General features: G+C 62.6%; 18 protein-coding genes. 12 read left to right on the forward strand and 6 right to left on the reverse strand.

The features are described 5' to 3' along the window. Positions 1 to 46 precede the first annotated feature (46 nt). Positions 47 to 1,276 (reverse strand): phosphoglycerate dehydrogenase, encoded by a 1,230-nt coding sequence (gene serA, locus DNK10_RS08305; RefSeq protein ID WP_131191223.1) that lies wholly within the window; start codon positions 1,274 to 1,276, stop codon positions 47 to 49. Positions 1,277 to 1,459: 183 nt separating this feature from the next. On the opposite strand from serA, the gene DNK10_RS08310 reads away from it, so the two are divergent. The 5 genes from DNK10_RS08310 to DNK10_RS08330 all read left to right on the forward strand — a co-directional run bounded on the left by DNK10_RS08310 (position 1,460) and on the right by DNK10_RS08330 (position 6,636). Then, the gene (locus tag DNK10_RS08310; RefSeq protein WP_131191224.1) at positions 1,460 to 2,851 is read left to right on the forward strand and encodes an FAD-binding oxidoreductase; all 1,392 of its coding nucleotides are present in this window, start codon (positions 1,460 to 1,462) and stop codon (positions 2,849 to 2,851) included. A gap of 105 nt (positions 2,852 to 2,956) precedes the next feature. Beyond that, positions 2,957 to 3,622 (forward strand): fumarylacetoacetate hydrolase family protein, encoded by a 666-nt coding sequence (locus DNK10_RS08315; RefSeq protein WP_131181637.1) that lies wholly within the window; start codon positions 2,957 to 2,959, stop codon positions 3,620 to 3,622. Positions 3,623 to 4,184: 562 nt separating this feature from the next. Then, positions 4,185 to 4,532: a NirD/YgiW/YdeI family stress tolerance protein gene (locus tag DNK10_RS08320; RefSeq protein ID WP_131181638.1), complete on the forward strand. Its 348-nt coding sequence runs from the start codon at positions 4,185 to 4,187 to the stop codon at positions 4,530 to 4,532. Between the two features lie 98 nt (positions 4,533 to 4,630). After that, positions 4,631 to 5,551, forward strand: a complete 921-nt coding sequence (locus DNK10_RS08325) for an SdiA-regulated domain-containing protein (RefSeq protein ID WP_131191225.1) — start codon at positions 4,631 to 4,633, stop codon at positions 5,549 to 5,551. Between the two features lie 170 nt (positions 5,552 to 5,721). Next, the gene (locus DNK10_RS08330; RefSeq protein ID WP_131191226.1) at positions 5,722 to 6,636 is read left to right on the forward strand and encodes an SdiA-regulated domain-containing protein; all 915 of its coding nucleotides are present in this window, start codon (positions 5,722 to 5,724) and stop codon (positions 6,634 to 6,636) included. A gap of 93 nt (positions 6,637 to 6,729) precedes the next feature. Here DNK10_RS08330 and rpiA read toward each other — a convergent pair whose 3' ends face one another. Further along, positions 6,730 to 7,401, reverse strand: a complete 672-nt coding sequence (gene rpiA, locus DNK10_RS08335; protein ID WP_131191227.1) for a ribose-5-phosphate isomerase RpiA — start codon at positions 7,399 to 7,401, stop codon at positions 6,730 to 6,732. A 134-nt stretch (positions 7,402 to 7,535) separates the two neighbouring features. On the opposite strand from rpiA, the gene ilvA reads away from it, so the two are divergent. Both ilvA and DNK10_RS08345 read left to right on the forward strand, forming a co-directional pair. Then, positions 7,536 to 9,050: a threonine ammonia-lyase, biosynthetic gene (ilvA, locus tag DNK10_RS08340; RefSeq protein WP_131181642.1), complete on the forward strand. Its 1,515-nt coding sequence runs from the start codon at positions 7,536 to 7,538 to the stop codon at positions 9,048 to 9,050. Positions 9,051 to 9,200: 150 nt separating this feature from the next. Further along, the gene (locus DNK10_RS08345) at positions 9,201 to 9,641 is read left to right on the forward strand and encodes a DUF2269 family protein (protein ID WP_131181643.1); all 441 of its coding nucleotides are present in this window, start codon (positions 9,201 to 9,203) and stop codon (positions 9,639 to 9,641) included. Here DNK10_RS08345 and DNK10_RS08350 read toward each other — a convergent pair whose 3' ends face one another. Beyond that, positions 9,642 to 10,868, reverse strand: coding sequence for an MFS transporter (locus DNK10_RS08350; RefSeq protein ID WP_131181644.1), 1,227 nt, complete (start codon positions 10,866 to 10,868; stop codon positions 9,642 to 9,644). A gap of 58 nt (positions 10,869 to 10,926) precedes the next feature. Beyond that, positions 10,927 to 11,583 (reverse strand): histidinol-phosphatase, encoded by a 657-nt coding sequence (locus tag DNK10_RS08355; protein ID WP_131191228.1) that lies wholly within the window; start codon positions 11,581 to 11,583, stop codon positions 10,927 to 10,929. Between the two features lie 177 nt (positions 11,584 to 11,760). Here DNK10_RS08355 and DNK10_RS08360 point away from each other — a divergent pair, with 177 nt between their 5' ends. Then, positions 11,761 to 12,240 (forward strand): RNA pyrophosphohydrolase, encoded by a 480-nt coding sequence (locus DNK10_RS08360; protein WP_131181646.1) that lies wholly within the window; start codon positions 11,761 to 11,763, stop codon positions 12,238 to 12,240. A 12-nt stretch (positions 12,241 to 12,252) separates the two neighbouring features. Continuing rightward, entirely contained in the window at positions 12,253 to 14,532 is a 2,280-nt protein-coding gene (ptsP, locus tag DNK10_RS08365; RefSeq protein ID WP_131191229.1) for a phosphoenolpyruvate--protein phosphotransferase, read from the forward strand. 291 nt (positions 14,533 to 14,823) lie between these two features. Here ptsP and DNK10_RS08370 read toward each other — a convergent pair whose 3' ends face one another. Next, entirely contained in the window at positions 14,824 to 15,570 is a 747-nt protein-coding gene (locus tag DNK10_RS08370) for an NRDE family protein (RefSeq protein ID WP_131191230.1), read from the reverse strand. Then, the gene (locus DNK10_RS08375) at positions 15,561 to 15,956 is read right to left on the reverse strand and encodes a hypothetical protein (RefSeq protein ID WP_131191231.1); all 396 of its coding nucleotides are present in this window, start codon (positions 15,954 to 15,956) and stop codon (positions 15,561 to 15,563) included. The genes DNK10_RS08370 and DNK10_RS08375 overlap by 10 nt, the downstream gene beginning before the upstream one ends. 94 nt (positions 15,957 to 16,050) lie before the next feature. Between DNK10_RS08375 and DNK10_RS08380 the strand changes: the two genes are divergently transcribed. The 3 genes from DNK10_RS08380 to DNK10_RS08390 are packed head-to-tail and all read left to right on the forward strand — an operon-like array spanning position 16,051 to position 18,437. Next, the gene (locus tag DNK10_RS08380) at positions 16,051 to 16,833 is read left to right on the forward strand and encodes a sulfite exporter TauE/SafE family protein (protein ID WP_131191232.1); all 783 of its coding nucleotides are present in this window, start codon (positions 16,051 to 16,053) and stop codon (positions 16,831 to 16,833) included. A 9-nt stretch (positions 16,834 to 16,842) separates the two neighbouring features. Further along, the gene (gene lgt, locus DNK10_RS08385) at positions 16,843 to 17,646 is read left to right on the forward strand and encodes a prolipoprotein diacylglyceryl transferase (RefSeq protein WP_131181651.1); all 804 of its coding nucleotides are present in this window, start codon (positions 16,843 to 16,845) and stop codon (positions 17,644 to 17,646) included. Next, positions 17,643 to 18,437, forward strand: a complete 795-nt coding sequence (locus DNK10_RS08390; protein WP_131181652.1) for a thymidylate synthase — start codon at positions 17,643 to 17,645, stop codon at positions 18,435 to 18,437. Before lgt ends, DNK10_RS08390 begins: the two co-directional genes overlap by 4 nt. Positions 18,438 to 18,482 lie beyond the last annotated feature (45 nt).

Below are 18,482 nucleotides of genomic sequence, written 5' to 3' on the forward strand. Positions count from 1 at the left end.
TGAAGAAGGGAGGCCGAGGCCTCCCTTCTCCGTTGCAACGGCGTGCTTAGAACAGAACGCGGCTGCGGATGGTGCCGTTGACGTGCTGCAGCTTCTCCAGCGCCAGATCCGAGTACTCGGCGTCGACGTCGATGACCACGTAACCGACTTTCTCGTTGGTCTGCAGGTACTGGCCGGAAATGTTGATGCCGTTGTCGGCGAACACCTTGTTGATCTCGCTCATCACGCCTGGAACGTTGGCGTGGATGTGCAGCAGACGGTGCTTGCCAGCGTGCGCCGGCAGGGCCACTTCCGGGAAGTTGACCGACGACACCGACGTACCATTGTCGCTGTACTTGACCAGCTTCTCGGCCACTTCCAGGCCGATGTTGGCCTGGGCTTCGGCGGTGGAACCGCCGATGTGCGGGGTCAGGATCACGCGATCCAGGCCACGCAGCGGGCTCTCGAACACGTCGTCGTTGGACTTCGGTTCGACCGGGAACACGTCGATGGCGGCGCCGATCAGGTGCTCGTCCTTGATGGCGGAAGCCAGGTGATCCAGTTCGACCACGGTGCCACGGGCGGCGTTGATCAGGATGCCGCCCTTCTTCATGGCGCGGATTTCCTTCTCGCCGATCATCCACTGAGTGGACGCCAGCTCAGGCACGTGCAGGGAAACGATGTCGCACTGGCCCAGCAGATCGTGCAGCTTGCCGATCTGCTGTGCGTTGCCCAACGGCAGCTTGGTCACCACGTCGTAGAAGAACACCTGCATGCCCAGCGCTTCGGCGAGTACCGAGAGCTGGGTACCGATGGAGCCGTAACCGACGATGCCGAGCTTCTTGCCGCGGATCTCGAAGGAGTTGGCTGCCGACTTGATCCAGCCGCCACGGTGGCAGGAAGCGTTCTTCTCGGGGATGCCGCGCAGCAGCAGGATGGCCTGGGCCAGTACCAGCTCGGCGACCGAGCGGGTATTGGAGTAGGGCGCGTTGAACACGGCGATGCCGCGCTCGCGGGCCGCGTTCAGGTCGACCTGGTTGGTGCCGATGCAGAAGCAGCCGACGGCGACCAGTTTCTTCGCACAGTCGAAGACCTCTTCGGTCAACTGGGTGCGCGAACGGATGCCGATGAAATGCGCGTCGGCGATCTTGGCCTTCAGCTCCTCGCCGGACAGCGCGGTCTTGAGGTACTCGATGTTGGTGTAACCGGACGCCTTCAGGGTATCCACTGCGTTCTGGTGGACGCCTTCGAGAAGAAGGAACTTGATCTTGCTCTTGTCGAGAGAGGTCGTGCTCATCGGAGTACCTGTTGTCCCACTAAATTAAGTGTCAGGAGAAGTATCGGCATTGGCGCCAATGGGCCTGCAACTCGCGGCGAAGCGCGATTTGCGGGGTGCATATGCTAGCATGGCTTCCCTTTTCCTTGCTCGGTTGCGACCTGAACGGTTCTCAGGGCGACCATGAATGTTTCGAGAGTTGAAATGACCGATCACCTGCCGATTGAAGAACTCAAAACCCTGGTCGAGCCCGGTAAGGTGCTGACCGACGCCGCGTCCCTGGAAACCTACGGCAAGGACTGGACCAAGCACTACGCGCCAGCCCCCAGTGCCATCGTCTTCCCCAAGACCATCGAACAGGTGCAGGCCATCGTGCGTTGGGCCAATGCCCACAAGATCGCCCTGGTGCCCTCGGGCGGTCGTACCGGCCTGTCGGCGGCGGCAGTCGCGGCCAATGGCGAGGTGGTGGTGTCGTTCGACTACATGAACCAGATCCTCGACTTCAACGAGTCCAACCGTACCGTGGTCTGCCAGCCGGGCGTGGTCACGGGCGCGCTGCAGCAGTTCGCCGAGGACAAGGGCCTTTATTACCCGGTGGATTTCGCATCCGCCGGCTCCAGCCAGATTGGCGGCAACATCGGCACCAACGCCGGTGGCATCAAGGTGATCCGCTATGGCCTGACCCGCAACTGGGTGGCCGGCCTGAAAGTGGTCACCGGTACCGGCGAGCTGCTCGAGCTGAACAAGGATCTGATCAAGAACGCCACCGGCTATGACCTGCGCCAACTGTTCATCGGCGCCGAAGGCACCCTGGGCTTCGTGGTCGAGGCGACCATGCGTCTGGATCGCGCGCCGCGCAACCTCACCGCCATGGTGCTGGGTACGCCGGATTTCGATTCGATCATGCCGGTGCTGCACGCCTTCCATGGCAAGCTCGACCTCACCGCCTTCGAGTTCTTCTCCGACAAGTGCCTGGACAAGATCCTCGGCCGTGGCGACGTGCCGGCGCCCTTCGAAAGCCGCACGCCGTTCTACGCCCTGCTGGAATTCGAAGCCGTCAACGAGGATGTGGCCAACGTCGCCCTTGCAACCTTCGAGCATTGTGTCGAACAGGGCTGGGTGCTCGATGGCGTGATGAGCCAGAGCGAGCAGCAGCTGCAGAACCTGTGGAAACTGCGCGAGTACATCTCCGAGACCATCAGCCACTGGACGCCGTACAAGAACGACATCTCGGTGACGGTCTCCCAGGTGCCGGCGTTCCTCGCCGATATCGATACCATCGTTTCGGGCAGCTACCCGGATTTCGAAGTGCTCTGGTACGGCCACATCGGCGACGGTAACCTGCACCTGAATATCCTCAAGCCCGAAGCGCTGAGCAAGGAAGAGTTCTTCGCCAAGTGCGCCACCGTCAACAAGTGGGTGTTCGAGACCGTCGAGAAGTACAACGGCTCGATCTCCGCGGAGCACGGCGTGGGCATGACCAAGCGCGATTACCTGGAGTACAGCCGCTCGGCGGCAGAAATCGGCTATATGAAAGCGGTCAAGGCGGTCTTCGATCCCAACGGCATCATGAATCCAGGCAAGATCTTCAACTGAAAGCGACAAGCTTCAAGACGGATGGTCGCCCCCCACAAGCTTCAAGCGAGCGTGCGTCCTGCTTTATTCTTGCAGCTCGAGGCTTGCCGCTTCCGGAGGAATACTATGAGCTACCTGCACCAGTATATCGATGGCACCCGTATCCACTTCCCGCTGGGCAAAGTGGTGTGCGTCGGCCGCAATTACGCCGAGCACGCCAAGGAGCTCAACAACCCGCTGCCGACCGAGCCGATACTGTTCATCAAGCCCGGTAGCTGCGTGGTGCCGCTCGAAGGTGGTTTCAGCATTCCCGATGACCGTGGTTCGGTGCATTACGAGGCGGAGATCGCCGTGCTGATCGGCAAGCCGCTGTCGCGCCAGCCCAGCGAGGAGGAGGTGCTGGATGCCATCTCCGGTTACGCCCCGGCCCTGGATCTGACTCTGCGCGAGGTGCAGAGCAAGCTCAAGGACAAGGGCCATCCGTGGGAGTTGGCCAAGGCGTTCGACGGTGCCGGCGTGCTTGCCCCCTTCGTTCCTGGTGACGCGGTGGAAGACCTGGCCGCCATTGGCATTCGCCTGAGCATCAATGGCGAAGTGCGCCAGGACGGCATCAGTGGCGACATGATCTTCCCCATAGTGGCAGTGATCCAGGCCATGAGTGGCCACTTCAACCTGCAGCCCGGCGATGTGATTTTCACTGGTACGCCAGCGGGTGTAGGGGCGCTGAACAAGGGCGACGAGATCGTTCTGGAACTGGTTGGCCACTCCAGCTTCGCCAGCCGGGTAATCTGATACGCCGATAGCGGATGGTCGTAGGATGGGTGCAACCCATCGGCAATTGATGGGTTTCACCTACGCGGCCCGACCCATCCACGGGCTGCTGAAAGGTGGAAGCAGCCGGTCGGTGAACCGCGTTGAACCATGGATCACGGCCTTCGGCCCCGGATTACGCCTGCGGCTAATCCAGGCTACGTTCTGGTTGGCCACTCCAGCTTCGCCAGCCGGGTCATCTGATAGGCGATAGTGGACGGTCGTAGGATGGGTGCAACCCATCGGCAATTGATGGGTTTCACCTACGCGGCCCGATCCATCCACGGGCTGCTGAAAGGCGAGAGCAGCCTGTCGTAGGATGGACGACGCTTCACCTGCGCGGCCCGATCCGTCCACCAACCTAGCGATCGCAATGGTGGATGAAAAGAGCGTCATCCACCCTACATCTGCTTATGCCACGCAGCGACCATCGGCCCTGAACCCGGGCTCTTGCCAATTAAGCTTCGCTTAAGCCGGCTTTAAGCCTGGCTTCAGCTCCGCGACTTAACCTGACCCCGTCATCTACAGATAGAGGGTCATCCCCATGAAAGCTCCCGCACTCGCACTGCTGCTCGTTCCGCTGTTCTCTTCCGTTGCCATGGCTGCCGGCTACACCGGGCCAGGCCAGGTCGCCCAGGTCACCACTGTCGAGCAGGCGCTGAAAGCCGCCGACGATACCCCGGTGGTGCTGCAGGGCCAGATCGTCAAGCGTCTGCAGGACGAACTCTATGAGTTCAAGGACGCCACCGGCACCATTCACGTGGAAATCGACGACGAAGACTGGCCACCACAAGCCATCTCCGAGAAGGCCACCGTCAAGCTGACCGGTGAAGTCGACAAGGATCTGAACAGCCGCGAAATCGATGTCGATATCGTCGAACTGGTGAAGTAAGGCGCGCGCTGTTAGCGTCCCCCACCGCACTGAATGGCCGCCTCTCGGAAACCCGAGGGGCGGCGTTGTCGTTTTTGCCGATGGATATGTGAACCGCCATGCGTCGTCTGATTTCAATCAAGGGATTATTCCTGCTGCTGATGCTTGCCCTGCTGGCTGTGCTGACCGCTGCAGGCCAGCAGTTTCGCCTGTTCGAGCGGGCCTGGTTCAACTTCAACCAGCCAGCCGAAGCGCTGTCTCACTCGCTGTGGCTGAGCGACTACAAGGTGGTGATCGAGGCGCAGCGCATCGAGGGGCTGGAGGACGACGTTTCGGCGCTGACCTACGACCCGGATCGCAAAAGCCTGTTTACCGTGACCAACCAGCACCCCAAGCTGATCGAGCTGTCCCTCGACGGCAAGGTGTTGAGGCAGATCGAGCTGATCGGCTTCGGCGATCCCGAGGCCGTGGAGTACGTGGCACCGGGGCGTTTCGTGATCGCCGAAGAGCGTGCGCAACGCCTGGTCGATGTACGTATCGACGATGACACCAGGTCAATCGATGCTGCCGACTGGCAGCAGATGTCGCTAGGCCTGGAGATGGGCACCAAGAACAAGGGATTCGAGGGGCTGGCCTATGACCTGATCGGCCAGCGGCTGTTCGTGGCGAAGGAGCGAGATCCGCTGCGGGTCTACGAAGTGCATGGCTTCCCCAATCTCGACCCGGATAGGCCGAACCCGGTGCAGATACGCGACGACCGCAAGCGCGATGCGGGAATTTTCGTGCGTGACCTTTCCAGCCTGCATTACGACAGCCGCACCGGACACCTGCTGGCGCTGTCGGACGAGTCGCGACTGGTCGTCGAACTGGCCCAGGACGGCAAGCCGATCAGCAGCTTGTCGCTGTTGCGGGGGCAGCAGGGGCTGAAGGCCTCGGTACCGCAAGCCGAGGGCGTCACGGTGGATGATCAGGGCAGGCTCTACCTGATCAGCGAACCCAATCTTTTTTATGTTTTCAGCAAGGGCGGCGAGGCAGATTAAGTCTGCTTGCCGCTCGACAAGATCTGGCAGGCCGCAGCATCGATGCTGGCTTTATCGAACTGGTGAAGTGAGGCAAGGGCTGTTAGCTTCCATTCGCCGTACCTGAATGGCCATCTCTCAGCCTCACGCCGAGAGGTGGTCTCGTCGTTTTCGCTGACAAGTGAGCCGGTATGCGTCGTCTGTTTTCCCTGAAGGGACTGTTTCTGCTGTTCATGCTCGTCGTGCTGTTGCTGTTGACGCTCTGGGGGCAGGAATACCGGGTGTTCGAGCGTGCCTGGTTCAATGTGCAGCAGCCGGACGAGGCTCCGGCCGAGGCGCTCTGGCTCGACGATTACCAGGTGGTGCGCGAGGCCCAGGTGATCGAAGGTCTGGACGACGACGTATCGGCGCTGACCTACGACCCGGTACGCAAGAGCCTGTTCACCGTCACCAACCAGCAGTCCCGGTTGATCGAACTCTCGCTCGACGGCAAGGTGCTGCGGCAGATCGAGCTGGTCGGCTTCGGTGATCCGGAGGCAGTGGAGTACATCGCGCCCGGGCTTTTCGTGATCGCCGACGAGCGTCCGCAGCGTCTGGTCGAGGTGCGTATCGACGACGCCACCACGCGGGTGGATGCCGCGGATGGTCAGCAGCTTTCGCTGGGGCTGGAGATGGAAGCCAAGAACAAGGGCTTCGAAGGATTGGCCTACGACCTGGCAGGCAAGCGTCTGTTCGTCGCCAAGGAGCGCGACCCGCTACGCATCTACGAAGTGCATGGCTTCCCCCATGTCGAGCCGAGTACGCCTTCGGTGATCCGTATCACCGATGACCGTGAGCGCGACGCCGGGCTCTTCGTCCGTGATCTGTCCAGCCTGCAGTACGATGCGCGTACCGGGCATCTGCTGGCGCTGTCCGATGACTCGCGGTTGCTGGTGGAGCTCGATGCCGAGGGCGAACCGATCAGCAGTCTGTCGCTGATCGGTGGGCAGCAGGGGCTGAAGGAGTCCGTGCCTCAGGCCGAGGGTATCGCGCTGGACGAGAACGGGGTGATCTACATGATCAGCGAGCCAAACCTGTTCTACACCTTCGAAAAAAAGGCCGAGTGACGACTCGGCTTTCCAGGTCACGCACCAGGTCACGCACATGACGTAGCCTGGATTAGCCGCAGGCGTAATCCGGGTTCAAGGTGTAATCCGGGTTCAGCGTGTCAGCGATTTCACACCCTCGGCGGTGCCCAGCAGCAACAGGTCGGCCGGGCGGGCGGCGAACAGGCCGTTGGTGACCACGCCGACGATGGCGTTGATGTCGCGCTCCAGCTTCTGCGGGTCGGTGATGCTCATGTTGTGCACATCGAGGATCACATTGCCGTTATCGGTCAGCACGCCTTCGCGGTACACCGGGTCGCCGCCCAGCTTGACCAGCTCACGGGCCACATGGCTGCGGGCCATGGGAATCACTTCCACCGGCAGCGGGAAGGCGCCGAGCACAGGCACCAGCTTGCTGCCGTCGGCGATGCAGATGAAGGTACGGGCCACGGCGGCGACGATCTTCTCGCGGGTCAGGGCCGCGCCGCCGCCCTTGATCAGGTTCAGGCGTTCGTCGCTCTCGTCGGCGCCGTCGACGTAGAACTCCAGGTCGCTGACGGTGTTCAGTTCATACACCGCAATGCCGTGGCTCTTGAGGCGTGCGGCGGTGGCTTCGGAACTGGCCACGGCGCCGTCGAATTCCATCTTGTGCCTGGCCAGGGCATCGATGAAACAGTTGGCCGTGGAGCCGGTGCCGACCCCGATGACGCTCTTGGCGTCGAGCTTGGGAAGGATGAAGTCGACGGCAGCCTGGGCCACGGCTTGTTTGAGCTGATCCTGGGTCATGCGGGTTCCACGAGAGAGAGTGGGGAAGCGGAGCGGCCATTATAACCGGCAAAACCCCGGAATTCGTATGGTCGCTCGGCGGATGGCTGCGGTAGACTCCGGGGTTCCCCGTAAAGCCGCCTGCGATGCCTGCCATGCTCGAACAGTACGTCAAGAAGACCCTGACCTCCCGTGTCTATGACGTTGCCGTGGAAACCCCGCTGCAACCCGCTCGCCAACTTTCCGAACGCCTGGGCAATCAGATTCTGCTCAAGCGCGAGGATCTGCAGCCGGTCTACTCGTTCAAGATTCGTGGCGCCTACAACAAACTGGCGCAATTGACCCCCGAAGAGCTGGCCCGCGGCGTGGTCACCGCCTCGGCTGGCAACCACGCCCAGGGCCTGGCATTGGCCGCCAAGCACATGGGCGTGAAAGCGACCATCGTCATGCCGCGCACCACGCCTGAGCTCAAGGTTCAGGGCGTGCGCTCCCGTGGCGGCAAGGTGGTGCTGCATGGCGATGCCTTTCCCGAAGCATTGGCTCACTCGCTGAAACTGGTCGAGGAAAAGGGCCTGGTGTACGTCCATCCCTACGACGATCCGCACGTGATCGCCGGCCAGGGCACCGTGGCGATGGAGATCCTCCGTCAGCACCAGGGCCCGCTGGACGCCATCTTCGTGCCGGTCGGTGGTGGCGGTCTGATCGCCGGCATCGCCGCCTACGTCAAATACCTGCGTCCGGAGACCCGAGTGATCGGTGTCGAGCCGGACGACTCCAACTGCCTGCAGCAGGCCCTGGCCGCCGGCGAGCGGGTGGTGTTGCCGCAGGTCGGGCTGTTCGCCGATGGCGTGGCGGTGGCGCAGATCGGCCAGCACACCTTCGATATCTGCAAGCTGTGCGTCGATGAAGTGATCACCGTCAGCACCGACGAGATCTGCGCGGCGATCAAGGACATCTACGACGACACCCGCTCGATCACCGAGCCGGCCGGCGCCCTGGCCGTGGCCGGGATCAAGAAGTACGTCGAGCGTGAGAACATCAGCGGCCAGGTGCTGGTGGGCATCGACTCCGGCGCCAACGTCAACTTCGACCGCCTGCGCCATGTCGCCGAGCGCGCCGAATTGGGCGAGAAGCGCGAGGCGATCATCGCCGTCACCATTCCGGAGAAGCCGGGCAGCTTCAAGGCCTTCTGCGAGGCCATCGGCAAGCGGCAGATCACTGAATTCAACTACCGCTATCACCAGGACGGCGAGGCGCATATCTTCGTCGGTGTACAGACCCACCCGGAGCACGACCCGCGTGTGGCGCTGGTGGAAAACCTGCGCGGGCAGGGCTTCCCGGTCATCGACCTGACCGACAACGAGCTGGCCAAGCTGCATATCCGCCATACCGTCGGCGGCCATGCCGCTGCCGTGCCGGACGAATGCGTATTCCGTTTCGAGTTCCCGGAGCGGCCGGGCGCGCTGTTCAACTTCCTCAACAAACTGGGCGGGCGTTGGAACATCACCCTGTTCCACTACCGCAACCATGGCGCTGCCGATGGGCGTGTGCTGGCTGCCCTGCAAGTGCCGGAAGACGAGCGCCATCTGCTCGCGCCAGCGCTGGATGCCATTGGTTACCCCTACTGGGACGAAAGCGACAACCCGGCCTACAAGCTGTTTCTCGGTTAGGTAACACGGCCGGTGGGGTAGGCGATGAGCGTGGTGTTTTTCCCGGCTATACCCATGAATCAGCGGCTGGCGTAGATCACGGTACCGCTCGGTATTTACCGGTATCGTTCATCTCCGCCAGCCTGAACCATACCTATAAGGAAAACCCTGATGGAGCATTATCTGCTGTTGAGAGTTCTTCACGGCCTGCCCGGCATCTTGCTGCTGCTTGGCGTGCTGGCCCATGCTTTCATGCTCTGGAAAGCCTGGCGCAACGGCGATAGCGTCGTCTTGCAACGCAAGTTGCAGCGCACCCGCACCATCAGTCTGCCGGTATTCGCCCTGCTGGCGCTGAGTCTGCCGGTGACCGGCTGGTGGATGGTCAACCTGGCCGGCTGGCCGCTGAGCCAGACCTGGCTGTTGCTGGGCAGCATCCTCTTTGCCGTGTTGATGATCGCCGGCTTGCTGCTGCTCGGGCGTCTAGGCGTCTGGCAGGTTCTGGCCACCGGCCCGGTTCCGACCAAGCTGCTGCGTTTCGTGGTGGCCTATACGGCGCTGATCGTCGTATTGCTGTTGGCGATCATGGCCGTCATGGGCGCCAAACCGACCTGATCAGCTGCGCGCCTGGTTCGCGCGCCGCAGCCAGCTCAGGGCCAGCAGCAGGTAGATCAGCGATCCGCCCCAATACAGCCAGGCGAAGCCGTCGACCAGCCCTATCAGCAGGTAGGCGAGCAGCGGCCCCAGTGCGGCGCCCAGATCCTGGGCTATCGAGTAACGCGTCATGAAGGCGACGACATTGCCGGCACTGGCAACATCGCTGGCCAGCGCGTCTGTGAGCGTGGTCAGCGCCGTCGCCAGCAGCATCACCAGCAGGGTCACGGCGATCCAGGGTAGCAAGGGCAAGCCGCTGGCCATCAAGCCAAAGCTCAGGGCGGCGCCCAGCAGCGCCCAGCCGTAGAGTTGGGAACGGCCGCGCGGGCCATCTGACCAGGCGCCGAAGCGCCGGCCCAGCCAGGGCTCCCATGACCAGCGCAGCGCCTGCAGGATGCCGGATAAGGCGGTGGCGCCGAGCAGCAGGCCGAAGAGGTCGAGCTGGCTGCCATAGAAGTGTTCGATCAGAGCGCTCAGTGTCGCCGCCAGTACACCCTGGATCAGCATGGCGATGCAGAAACCACTGGCGATCACCCGATACGTGCCAACTATCCGCGTGCCATCTCGTGAGGTGCGGGTACTCTGCGTGGCCGTTACCTGTTGTTCGCCGTAGCTCGAGGGCAGGTGGAAGTGACGCAGCAGCAGTGGCACCCCCAGCAGGGCCATGCCGGCGAAGCTCAGAGCCAGCGCCGGCAAACCATAGAGTGGCACCAGCAAGCCGCCAAGCAGCATGCCGGCGAGGCTGCCGAGCCGATAGAGACCGTTGTACAGACCCATCGACTGGCCGCGTGACTGCCCGTTCGAGCAATAGACCACCGCCGACAGGCCGCCAATCCGAAAGAACGACCAGCTGATGCCCCAGGCCGCGCGCAGCAGCAGCCAGGCGAGAAAGCCTTTGGCGATACCGTAGCCGAAGGTCGTGGCGGCGCCGAGCACGGTGGCCAGCAGCAACCCGGTGCGCAGACTGATGCGTTGGTACAGCCAACCGATCAGTGGGTTGAATGGCAGGCGAATGAGGCGGTTGACCGACAGCAGCACACCGACCTGCCAGAGCGCATCGAGACCGACTTCGCGCCAGTAGACGGGCAGGGCGATATACAGCATGGAGTCGCCGGCCAGGCACAGGGCAGTGGCCAGCGCGACCACCACGAGCGGTCGCGAAGCGCGTTGATCGATGGGTAACGACATGTGGCTCCTTGCGCGTGCGTGGGCGGTGCCCCGGCACAGGCTGGCCGCGCGGTGTGCTTCAGTCGCGCAGAGAGATGACTGGCCAGCCGCGTTTCTGCGCTTCGGCCAACAGGTTCGGATCGGGGTCGACGGCGACTGGCCGGCTGACCTGTTCCAGCAGCGGCAGGTCGTTCATCGAGTCGCTGTAGAAGCTGCTGTCGGACAGGTCGAAGCCGTTTTCCTGCAGCCAGCGCTCCAGGCGGGTGACCTTGCCTTCGCGGAAGCACGGCACATCGGTGGTGCGGCCGGTATAGCGGCCGTCGACCATCTCGCACTCGGTAGCCAGTAGCGTATCGACGCCCAGGCGCGCGGCGATCGGCGCGGTGACGAAACGGTTGGTGGCGGTGATGATCAGCAGCTTGTCGCCAGCCGCGCGGTGCTCGTCGAGCAGGGCCAGCCCCTTCGGCAGAATGATCGGTTCGATGCATTCGGCCATGAATTGCTCATGCCACGCCTGCAGCTGTGCCATTTCGGTACGGCCGAAGATGTCCAGGGTGAAGTTCAGGTAGTCGGTGATGTTCAGGCGCCCGGCCAGGTAATCCTGGTAGAAGGCATCGTTGCGGGCCTTGTAGGTCGCGCCATCGAGAATGCCGCGCTCGCACAGCCAGTCGCCCCAGGCGTGGTCGCTGTCGCCGCCGAGCAGGGTGTTGTCGAGATCGAATAAAGCCAAACGCACAGAGCCACCTCTTCATACAGGGCCATGGAAGGCGCCAGAATAGCGGCTTTGCCGGGCTGGGGAAAACCTGATTGGGGCATCGCGGCCGGGCTGTTGCGAAGTCCCTTGCGGGCGCGTTGCCGCTGTCCCGAGCTTTGTGGAACAATGCCGGAACATGCGTTTACGAGGTTGTGCGCCGTGATCGATCCTGATGGTTTTCGCCCCAACGTCGGCATCATTCTCACCAATGATGTCGGCCAGGTGCTCTGGGCGCGTCGAATTAACCAGGATGCCTGGCAGTTCCCGCAAGGCGGCATCAATGACCGCGAAACGCCGGAAGAGGCGTTGTACCGCGAATTGAACGAAGAAGTGGGCCTCGAGCAGCAGGATGTGAAAATTCTCGCCTGTACCCGGGGCTGGTTGAGGTATCGTCTGCCGCAGCGCCTGGTGCGTACCCACAGCCAACCGCTGTGCATCGGCCAGAAGCAGAAGTGGTTTTTGTTGCGCCTGACCGCTGATGAGCAGCGGGTGCGCATGGATCTGACCGGCAAGCCCGAGTTCGACGGCTGGCGCTGGGTCAGTTACTGGTATCCGTTGGGGCAGGTGGTCACATTCAAGCGCGAAGTTTATCGTCGCGCGCTCAAGGAACTCGCACCGCGCCTGCTGGCACGGGACTAGACAGGGTCAGGCATGCTCAACACGCTGCGCAAGATCGTCCAGGAAGTCAACGCCGCCAAGGATCTCAAGGCGGCGCTGGGCATCATCGTGCAGCGCGTCAAGGAAACCATGGGCACCCAGGTGTGTTCGGTTTACCTGCTCGATCCGGAGAGCAACCGTTTCGTGCTGATGGCCACCGATGGCCTCAACAAACGCTCCATCGGCAAGGTCAGCATGGCGCCCAACGAAGGCCTGGTCGGCCTGGTCGGTACCCGTGAAGAGCCGCTGAACCTCGAGAACGCCTCCGAGCACCCACGCTATCGCTACTTCGCCGAGACTGGTGAAAAACGCTACGCCTCCTTCCTCGGCTCGCCGATCATCCACCACCGCCGGGTGATGGGCGTGCTGGTCGTGCAGCAGAAAGAGCGCCGCCAGTTCGATGAGGGTGAAGAAGCCTTCCTGGTGACCATGAGCGCGCAGCTCGCCGGGGTTATCGCCCACGCCGAGGCCACCGGCTCGATCCGCGGCCTGGGCAGGCAGGGCAAGGGTATCCAGGAAGCCAAGTTCGTCGGTGTGCCAGGCTCGCCCGGTGCTGCCGTCGGTACCGCTGTGGTGGTGCTGCCGCCAGCCGATCTGGAGGTGGTGCCCGACAGGGTAGTCACCGATATCGATGCCGAGCTGAAACTGTTCAACGATGCGCTGGAAGGTGTGCGTGGCGACATGCGCAACCTCTCGGAGCGCATGGCTACCCAGTTGCGCCCGGAAGAGCGCGCGCTGTTCGACGTCTACCTGATGATGCTCGAAGACGCCGCTCTCGGTAACGAAGTGGTCAAGATCATCAAGACCGGCCAATGGGCCCAGGGCGCGCTGCGGCATGTGGTCAGCGAGCACATCAACCGCTTCGAACTGATGGACGATGCCTACCTGCGCGAGCGTGCATCGGACGTCAGGGATCTTGGCCGCCGTCTGCTCGCCTACCTGCAACAGGCACGGCAGCAGACGCTGGTCTACCCGGACAACTGCATTCTGGTCGCCGAAGAGCTGTCGCCTGCCATGCTCGGCGAAGTGCCGGAAGGCAAGCTGGTCGGCCTGGTGTCGGTACAGGGGTCGGGCAACTCCCATGTGGCGATCTTCGCCCGTGCCATGGGCATTCCCACGGTGATGGGCGCGGTCGAGCTGCCGTATTCGAAGATCGACGGCATTCAGTTGATCGTCGATGGTTACCACGGCGAAGTCTTCACCAACCCCAGCGAAATCCTGCGCAAGCAGTATGCCGATGTGGTCGAGGAAGATCGCCAGCTGACCAAGGGCCTCGACGCCCTGCGTGCGCTGCCCTGCGAGACCCTGGACGGTCATCACATGCCGCTGTGGGTCAATACCGGCCTGCTTGCCGATGTGGTGCGGGCCCAGGAGCGTGGTGCCGAAGGCGTTGGCCTGTACCGCACCGAAGTGCCGTTCATGATCAAGGATCGCTTCCCCAGCGAGAAGGAACAGCTGGCGATCTACCGCGAGCAACTGGCGGCCTTCCATCCGCTGCCCGTGACCATGCGTACGCTGGATATCGGTGGCGACAAGGCGCTGAGCTATTTCCCGATCAAGGAAGACAACCCCTTCCTTGGTTGGCGCGGCATCCGCGTGACCCTCGACCACCCGGAAATTTTCCTGGTGCAGGTGCGCGCCATGCTCAAGGCCAGCGAAGGGCTGGATAACCTGCGCATCCTGCTGCCGATGATTTCCGGCATCCAGGAGCTGGAAGAATCGCTGCATCTGATTCACCGCGCCTGGGGCGAAGTGCGCGACGAAGGTACCGATGTACCACTGCCGCCCATCGGCGTGATGATCGAGATTCCCGCTGCCGTCTACCAGACCCGCGACCTGGCACGCCAAGTCGACTTCCTTTCGGTCGGTTCCAACGACCTGACCCAATACCTGCTGGCGGTGGATCGCAACAACCCGCGCGTCGCCGACCTCTACGACTTCCTCCATCCCGCTGTTCTGCAGGCCTTGAGTAAAGTGGTCGAAGACGCCCATGCCGAAGGCAAGCCGGTGAGCATCTGCGGCGAAATGGCCGGTGACCCGAGCGCTGCCGTATTGCTGATGGCGATGGGTTTCGACAGCCTGTCGATGAACGCCACCAACCTGCCCAAGGTGAAGTGGTTGCTGCGCCAGATCAGCATGGGCAAGGCCAAGGATCTGCTGAGCCAGGCGATGCGCATCGACAACCCGCAGGTTATCCACAGCACCCTGCAACTGGCCCTGCGCAACCTCGGCCTGGGCCGGATGATCAACCCGGCGTCGGATATTCAGGCGTAGCCATTCGTCGCCGGTTATCGAATGGCGGCATCAAGGCGCAAGCGGACGGTCGTAGGATGGGTGAAACCCATCGGAAATTGATGGGTTTCACCCATCCTACGGGCTAATCCAACCTACAGGTCGTGGCCGAACGTAGCCTGGATTAGCCGCAGGCGTAATCCGGGGCCGAAGGCCGTGATCCATGGTTCAACGCGGGTCACCGACAGGCCTCTTTCGCCTTTGATCAGCCCGTGGATGGGTCGGGCCGCGTAGGTGCGACCCATCCTGCGAACTCATTTTCGAGCCGAGGCGCTACTCCTCGAATCTCACCTCGCCGATAGGTATGCCCTCGACCCCGAAGCTGCGTTCGATCACGCGTCGCGCTCCGTTTGCATGGGTGAACAGCAGAGTACTGGCGCGGGTGCCGTAGTTCGGGCTGGCGATAAATACGCTGGACAGCAAGCGCTCGGTGCCGAGACCTACGCCCGTATCCGGTAGTGCCTGGTCTTCAGGTTTTGCGCGATCGGCCAGCAGGGCGAATAGCGATTCCTCGTCGGCGGTCTCCAGCGCTCTGGCAAGCATCGCCTTGGCGCGCTGCAGCTTCGGCCACGGCGTGTCCATATCCGCGTTGGACACCCCATGGATACCCGCAGGCAAGGCTCGAGCCTGGTTGCTCTGGGAGTTGAAGTGCCAGAGTGCCTGACGGTCGCCGACCAGCAGATTGAAACCGCTGTACTCATTCGCTTCGCTGCGCAGCCTGTTCAGAAAGGCTTCGGGAGGCAGGTCATCCTGTAGAAAGCGCAGAGGCAGCTCACCCCTTGAGCGGGCGCCCTGGGCTGAACGCGGGTCGCGGATATTGGTCAGGGCAGCGAAGCGCCCGCCAGGGGCAATGCCGAGCCAGGTGCCGCCGGCCTGCAGGTCACGTCCGGCAACCAGCCCTGGCATTTCCGGCCATTCAAAGAGAGCGGCGCTGGGGCGCGCATGGAATTCGTCGCGATTGGCGGCGACCAGCAGTGGCAGGCTATGGCCGGGGCGCCAGGCAAGGACGATCAGGCACATGGGCGCTCCAGTCTGGCGCGCACACCTGCGGCGTCGAGGGGCTCGCCGACATGCACCACGACCTTGCTTGCACCGCTACCTTTGCCCAATTCGAGCAGCAGGCGCTCTTCGACCTGAGAAAGCCCGCCTTCCAGTCGTTCGAGCGGATGAATGACCATGCGCGGTGGCAGGCTCGGGCGCAGGAAGCGTTTACGGATCAATGACTGAGCAGCCTTCTTGATCAGCTGATCGGCAATGCTGAAATCGGCGACCAGCAAACGCACGTTGCTGAAGGGCGGCTCGGCCTGCAGTTCCAGTTCGTTACCGCTTTCCAGATGCGTCATATGCAGGTGATCGCAGGCGATACGCAGATAAAGTGTGTTGAACACAGTGGGTTTCTCATCCATGGAAAGTGCCACTTTACGCAAAGCCACCAATCGTCGTGAAGTAGAGTGCATGGCCGGCTTCCGTTACCATGCCGCATCGCTTGGCGGAAACATCATGGTCTTCTTAATCTACATACTGCTCGGCGCAGCGGCGGGCCTGCTGGCCGGGCTGTTTGGCGTCGGTGGCGGCATGATCATCGTGCCGGTGCTGATCATCAGCTTCACCGCCCAGGGCTTCGATGCCTCCGTGTTGACCCATATGGCAGTAGGCACGTCGTTGGCCACCATCCTGTTCACCTCGATCAATGCCGTGCGCGAGCATCACAGCCGCGGTGCGGTACGCTGGGGGCTGTTCGTCTGGCTCACCGTGGGTATCGTGCTGGGCTCGGTACTTGGCGCGGTGACCGCAGACGCCATCGACGGCCAGGTGCTGCAGAAGATCATTGGCGTATTCGCTCTGTGCGTCGCCCTGCAACTGGCTGTGGATCTCAAGCCCAAGGCCAGCCGTGACGTGCCCGGCAAGACCGGCCTGGGCGTCGCCGGTGGCGTGATCGGCTGGGCATCGGCGATCATCGGCATCGGTGGCGGCTCGTTGACCGTGCCGTTCCTGGCCTGGCGCGGCGTGTCCATGCAGCAGGCGGTGGCGACATCTTCGGCGTGCGGCTGGCCCATCGCGGCGGCTGGCGCTTTGAGTTATCTGTGGCTGGGTTGGGGTGACGCGCGTCTGCCTGACTGGAGCCTGGGTTACGTTTATCTGCCGGCGCTGCTGGGTATCGCCCTGACCAGCGTGTTTTTCGCGCGCACCGGTGCGCGCCTGGCCCATCGTTTGTCGCCGCGTGTGCTCAAGCGTCTGTTCGCATTGCTGCTGGTCATCGTCGGCCTGAATTTTCTGTTGTGAGGAATCCTGATGCTGCCCTACCCGAATATTGATCCGGTCGCCCTCGACCTGGGCTTTCTGCAGATTCACTGGTACGGCCTGATGTACCTGGTCGGCATCGGCGGTGCCTGGTTCCTCGCTTCGCGCCGGCTGCACGCCTTCGATCCGGGCTGGAGCAAGGAGAAACTGTCCGACCTGGTGTTCTGGGTGGCCATGGGGGTGATCGTCGGCGGCCGCCTGGGTTACGTGCTGTTCTATGACCTGTCGGCCTACATCGCCAACCCGCTGCTGATCCTCGAAGTGTGGAAGGGCGGCATGTCGTTCCACGGCGGGCTGATCGGCGTGATGCTGGCCACCTGGTGGTTCGGCAAGCGCAACGGCAAGAGTTTCTTCGAACTGATGGACTTTATCGCGCCACTGGTGCCGATCGGTCTGGGCGCCGGGCGTATCGGTAACTTCATCAATGCCGAGCTGTGGGGCAAGGCCAGTGACGTACCCTGGGCGATGGTGTTCCCCACCGACCCCGAGCAACTGGCGCGTCACCCTTCGCAGCTGTACCAGTTCGCCCTGGAAGGCGTGGCCTTGTTCACCATCCTCTGGTTCTACTCGCGCAAACCACGGCCGACCATGGCGGTCTCGGGCATGTTCGCGGTGTGCTACGGCATCTTCCGTTTCATCGTCGAGTTCGTTCGCGTGCCGGATGCTCAGCTCGGTTACCTGGCCTGGGGCTGGCTGACCATGGGCCAGGTGCTCTGCGTACCGATGATCCTCGCCGGCCTGGGCCTGATCGCCTACGCCTACAAACGCCAGGCCGCCCAGGGAGTCGCGCAATGAAACAGTACCTCGACCTGATGCGCCATGTGCGCGAGAACGGCACCTTCAAGGAAGACCGCACCGGCACCGGTACCTACAGCGTGTTCGCGCACCAGATGCGCTTCGACCTGGCCGACGGCTTTCCCCTGGTGACCACCAAGAAATGCCACCTCAAGTCCATCATTCATGAGCTGCTGTGGTTCCTGCAGGGCGACACCAACATCAAGTACCTGAAGGACAACGGCGTGCGCATCTGGGATGAGTGGGCCGACGAGAACGGCGACCTCGGGCCGGTGTACGGCTATCAGTGGCGCAACTGGCCGGCGCCGAACGGCGAGTCGGTCGACCAGATCGCCAAGCTGATCGAGATGATCAGGAAGAACCCGGACTCGCGCCGCCTGATGGTATCCGCCTGGAACCCGGCGCTGGTCGAGCAGATGGCCCTGCCGCCGTGCCACGCGCTGTTCCAGTTCTACGTCGCCGACGGCAAGCTCAGCTGCCAGCTGTATCAGCGTTCGGCGGACATCTTCCTCGGCGTGCCTTTCAATATCGCCAGCTATGCGCTGCTGACCCTGATGGTGGCCCAGGTGACTGGCCTGCAACCGGGCGAGTTCATCTGGACGGGCGGCGACTGCCACCTGTACGCCAACCATCTGGAGCAGGCCGATCTGCAACTGACCCGCGAGCCGCTGCCGCTGCCGACCATGAAGCTCAATCCCGAGGTGAAGGATCTGTTCGCCTTCCGTTTCGAGGATTTCGAGCTGGTCGGCTATGAAGCGCATCCGCATATCAAGGCGCCGGTGGCGGTCTAGGCTGCTTCGTCACGGGCGAGCGATATTTATTCATCGCTCGCAAGC

Origin of the sequence: Phytopseudomonas daroniae, from assembly GCF_004327275.1 — a bacterium.
Taxonomy (GTDB): Bacteria; Pseudomonadota; Gammaproteobacteria; order Pseudomonadales; family Pseudomonadaceae; genus Aquipseudomonas; species Aquipseudomonas daroniae.

Bases quoted from the DNA above. Each gene is read 5' to 3' on its own strand.
- DNK10_RS08380 (WP_131191232.1), top strand. From the start codon at position 16,051: ATGGTCTTCTTAATCTACATACTGCTCGGCGCAGCGGCGGGCCTGCTG.
- DNK10_RS08345 (WP_131181643.1), top strand. From the start codon at position 9,201: ATGGAGCATTATCTGCTGTTGAGAGTTCTTCACGGCCTGCCCGGCATC.
- lgt (WP_131181651.1), top strand. From the start codon at position 16,843: ATGCTGCCCTACCCGAATATTGATCCGGTCGCCCTCGACCTGGGCTTT.
- DNK10_RS08315 (WP_131181637.1), top strand. From the start codon at position 2,957: ATGAGCTACCTGCACCAGTATATCGATGGCACCCGTATCCACTTCCCG.
- rpiA (WP_131191227.1), bottom strand. From the start codon at position 7,401: ATGACCCAGGATCAGCTCAAACAAGCCGTGGCCCAGGCTGCCGTCGAC.
- ptsP (WP_131191229.1), top strand. From the start codon at position 12,253: ATGCTCAACACGCTGCGCAAGATCGTCCAGGAAGTCAACGCCGCCAAG.
- DNK10_RS08320 (WP_131181638.1), top strand. From the start codon at position 4,185: ATGAAAGCTCCCGCACTCGCACTGCTGCTCGTTCCGCTGTTCTCTTCC.
- DNK10_RS08390 (WP_131181652.1), top strand. From the start codon at position 17,643: ATGAAACAGTACCTCGACCTGATGCGCCATGTGCGCGAGAACGGCACC.
- DNK10_RS08325 (WP_131191225.1), top strand. From the start codon at position 4,631: ATGCGTCGTCTGATTTCAATCAAGGGATTATTCCTGCTGCTGATGCTT.
- DNK10_RS08370 (WP_131191230.1), bottom strand. From the start codon at position 15,570: ATGTGCCTGATCGTCCTTGCCTGGCGCCCCGGCCATAGCCTGCCACTG.
- DNK10_RS08350 (WP_131181644.1), bottom strand. From the start codon at position 10,868: ATGTCGTTACCCATCGATCAACGCGCTTCGCGACCGCTCGTGGTGGTC.
- DNK10_RS08330 (WP_131191226.1), top strand. From the start codon at position 5,722: ATGCGTCGTCTGTTTTCCCTGAAGGGACTGTTTCTGCTGTTCATGCTC.
- DNK10_RS08375 (WP_131191231.1), bottom strand. From the start codon at position 15,956: ATGGATGAGAAACCCACTGTGTTCAACACACTTTATCTGCGTATCGCC.
- ilvA (WP_131181642.1), top strand. From the start codon at position 7,536: ATGCTCGAACAGTACGTCAAGAAGACCCTGACCTCCCGTGTCTATGAC.
- DNK10_RS08310 (WP_131191224.1), top strand. From the start codon at position 1,460: ATGACCGATCACCTGCCGATTGAAGAACTCAAAACCCTGGTCGAGCCC.
- serA (WP_131191223.1), bottom strand. From the start codon at position 1,276: ATGAGCACGACCTCTCTCGACAAGAGCAAGATCAAGTTCCTTCTTCTC.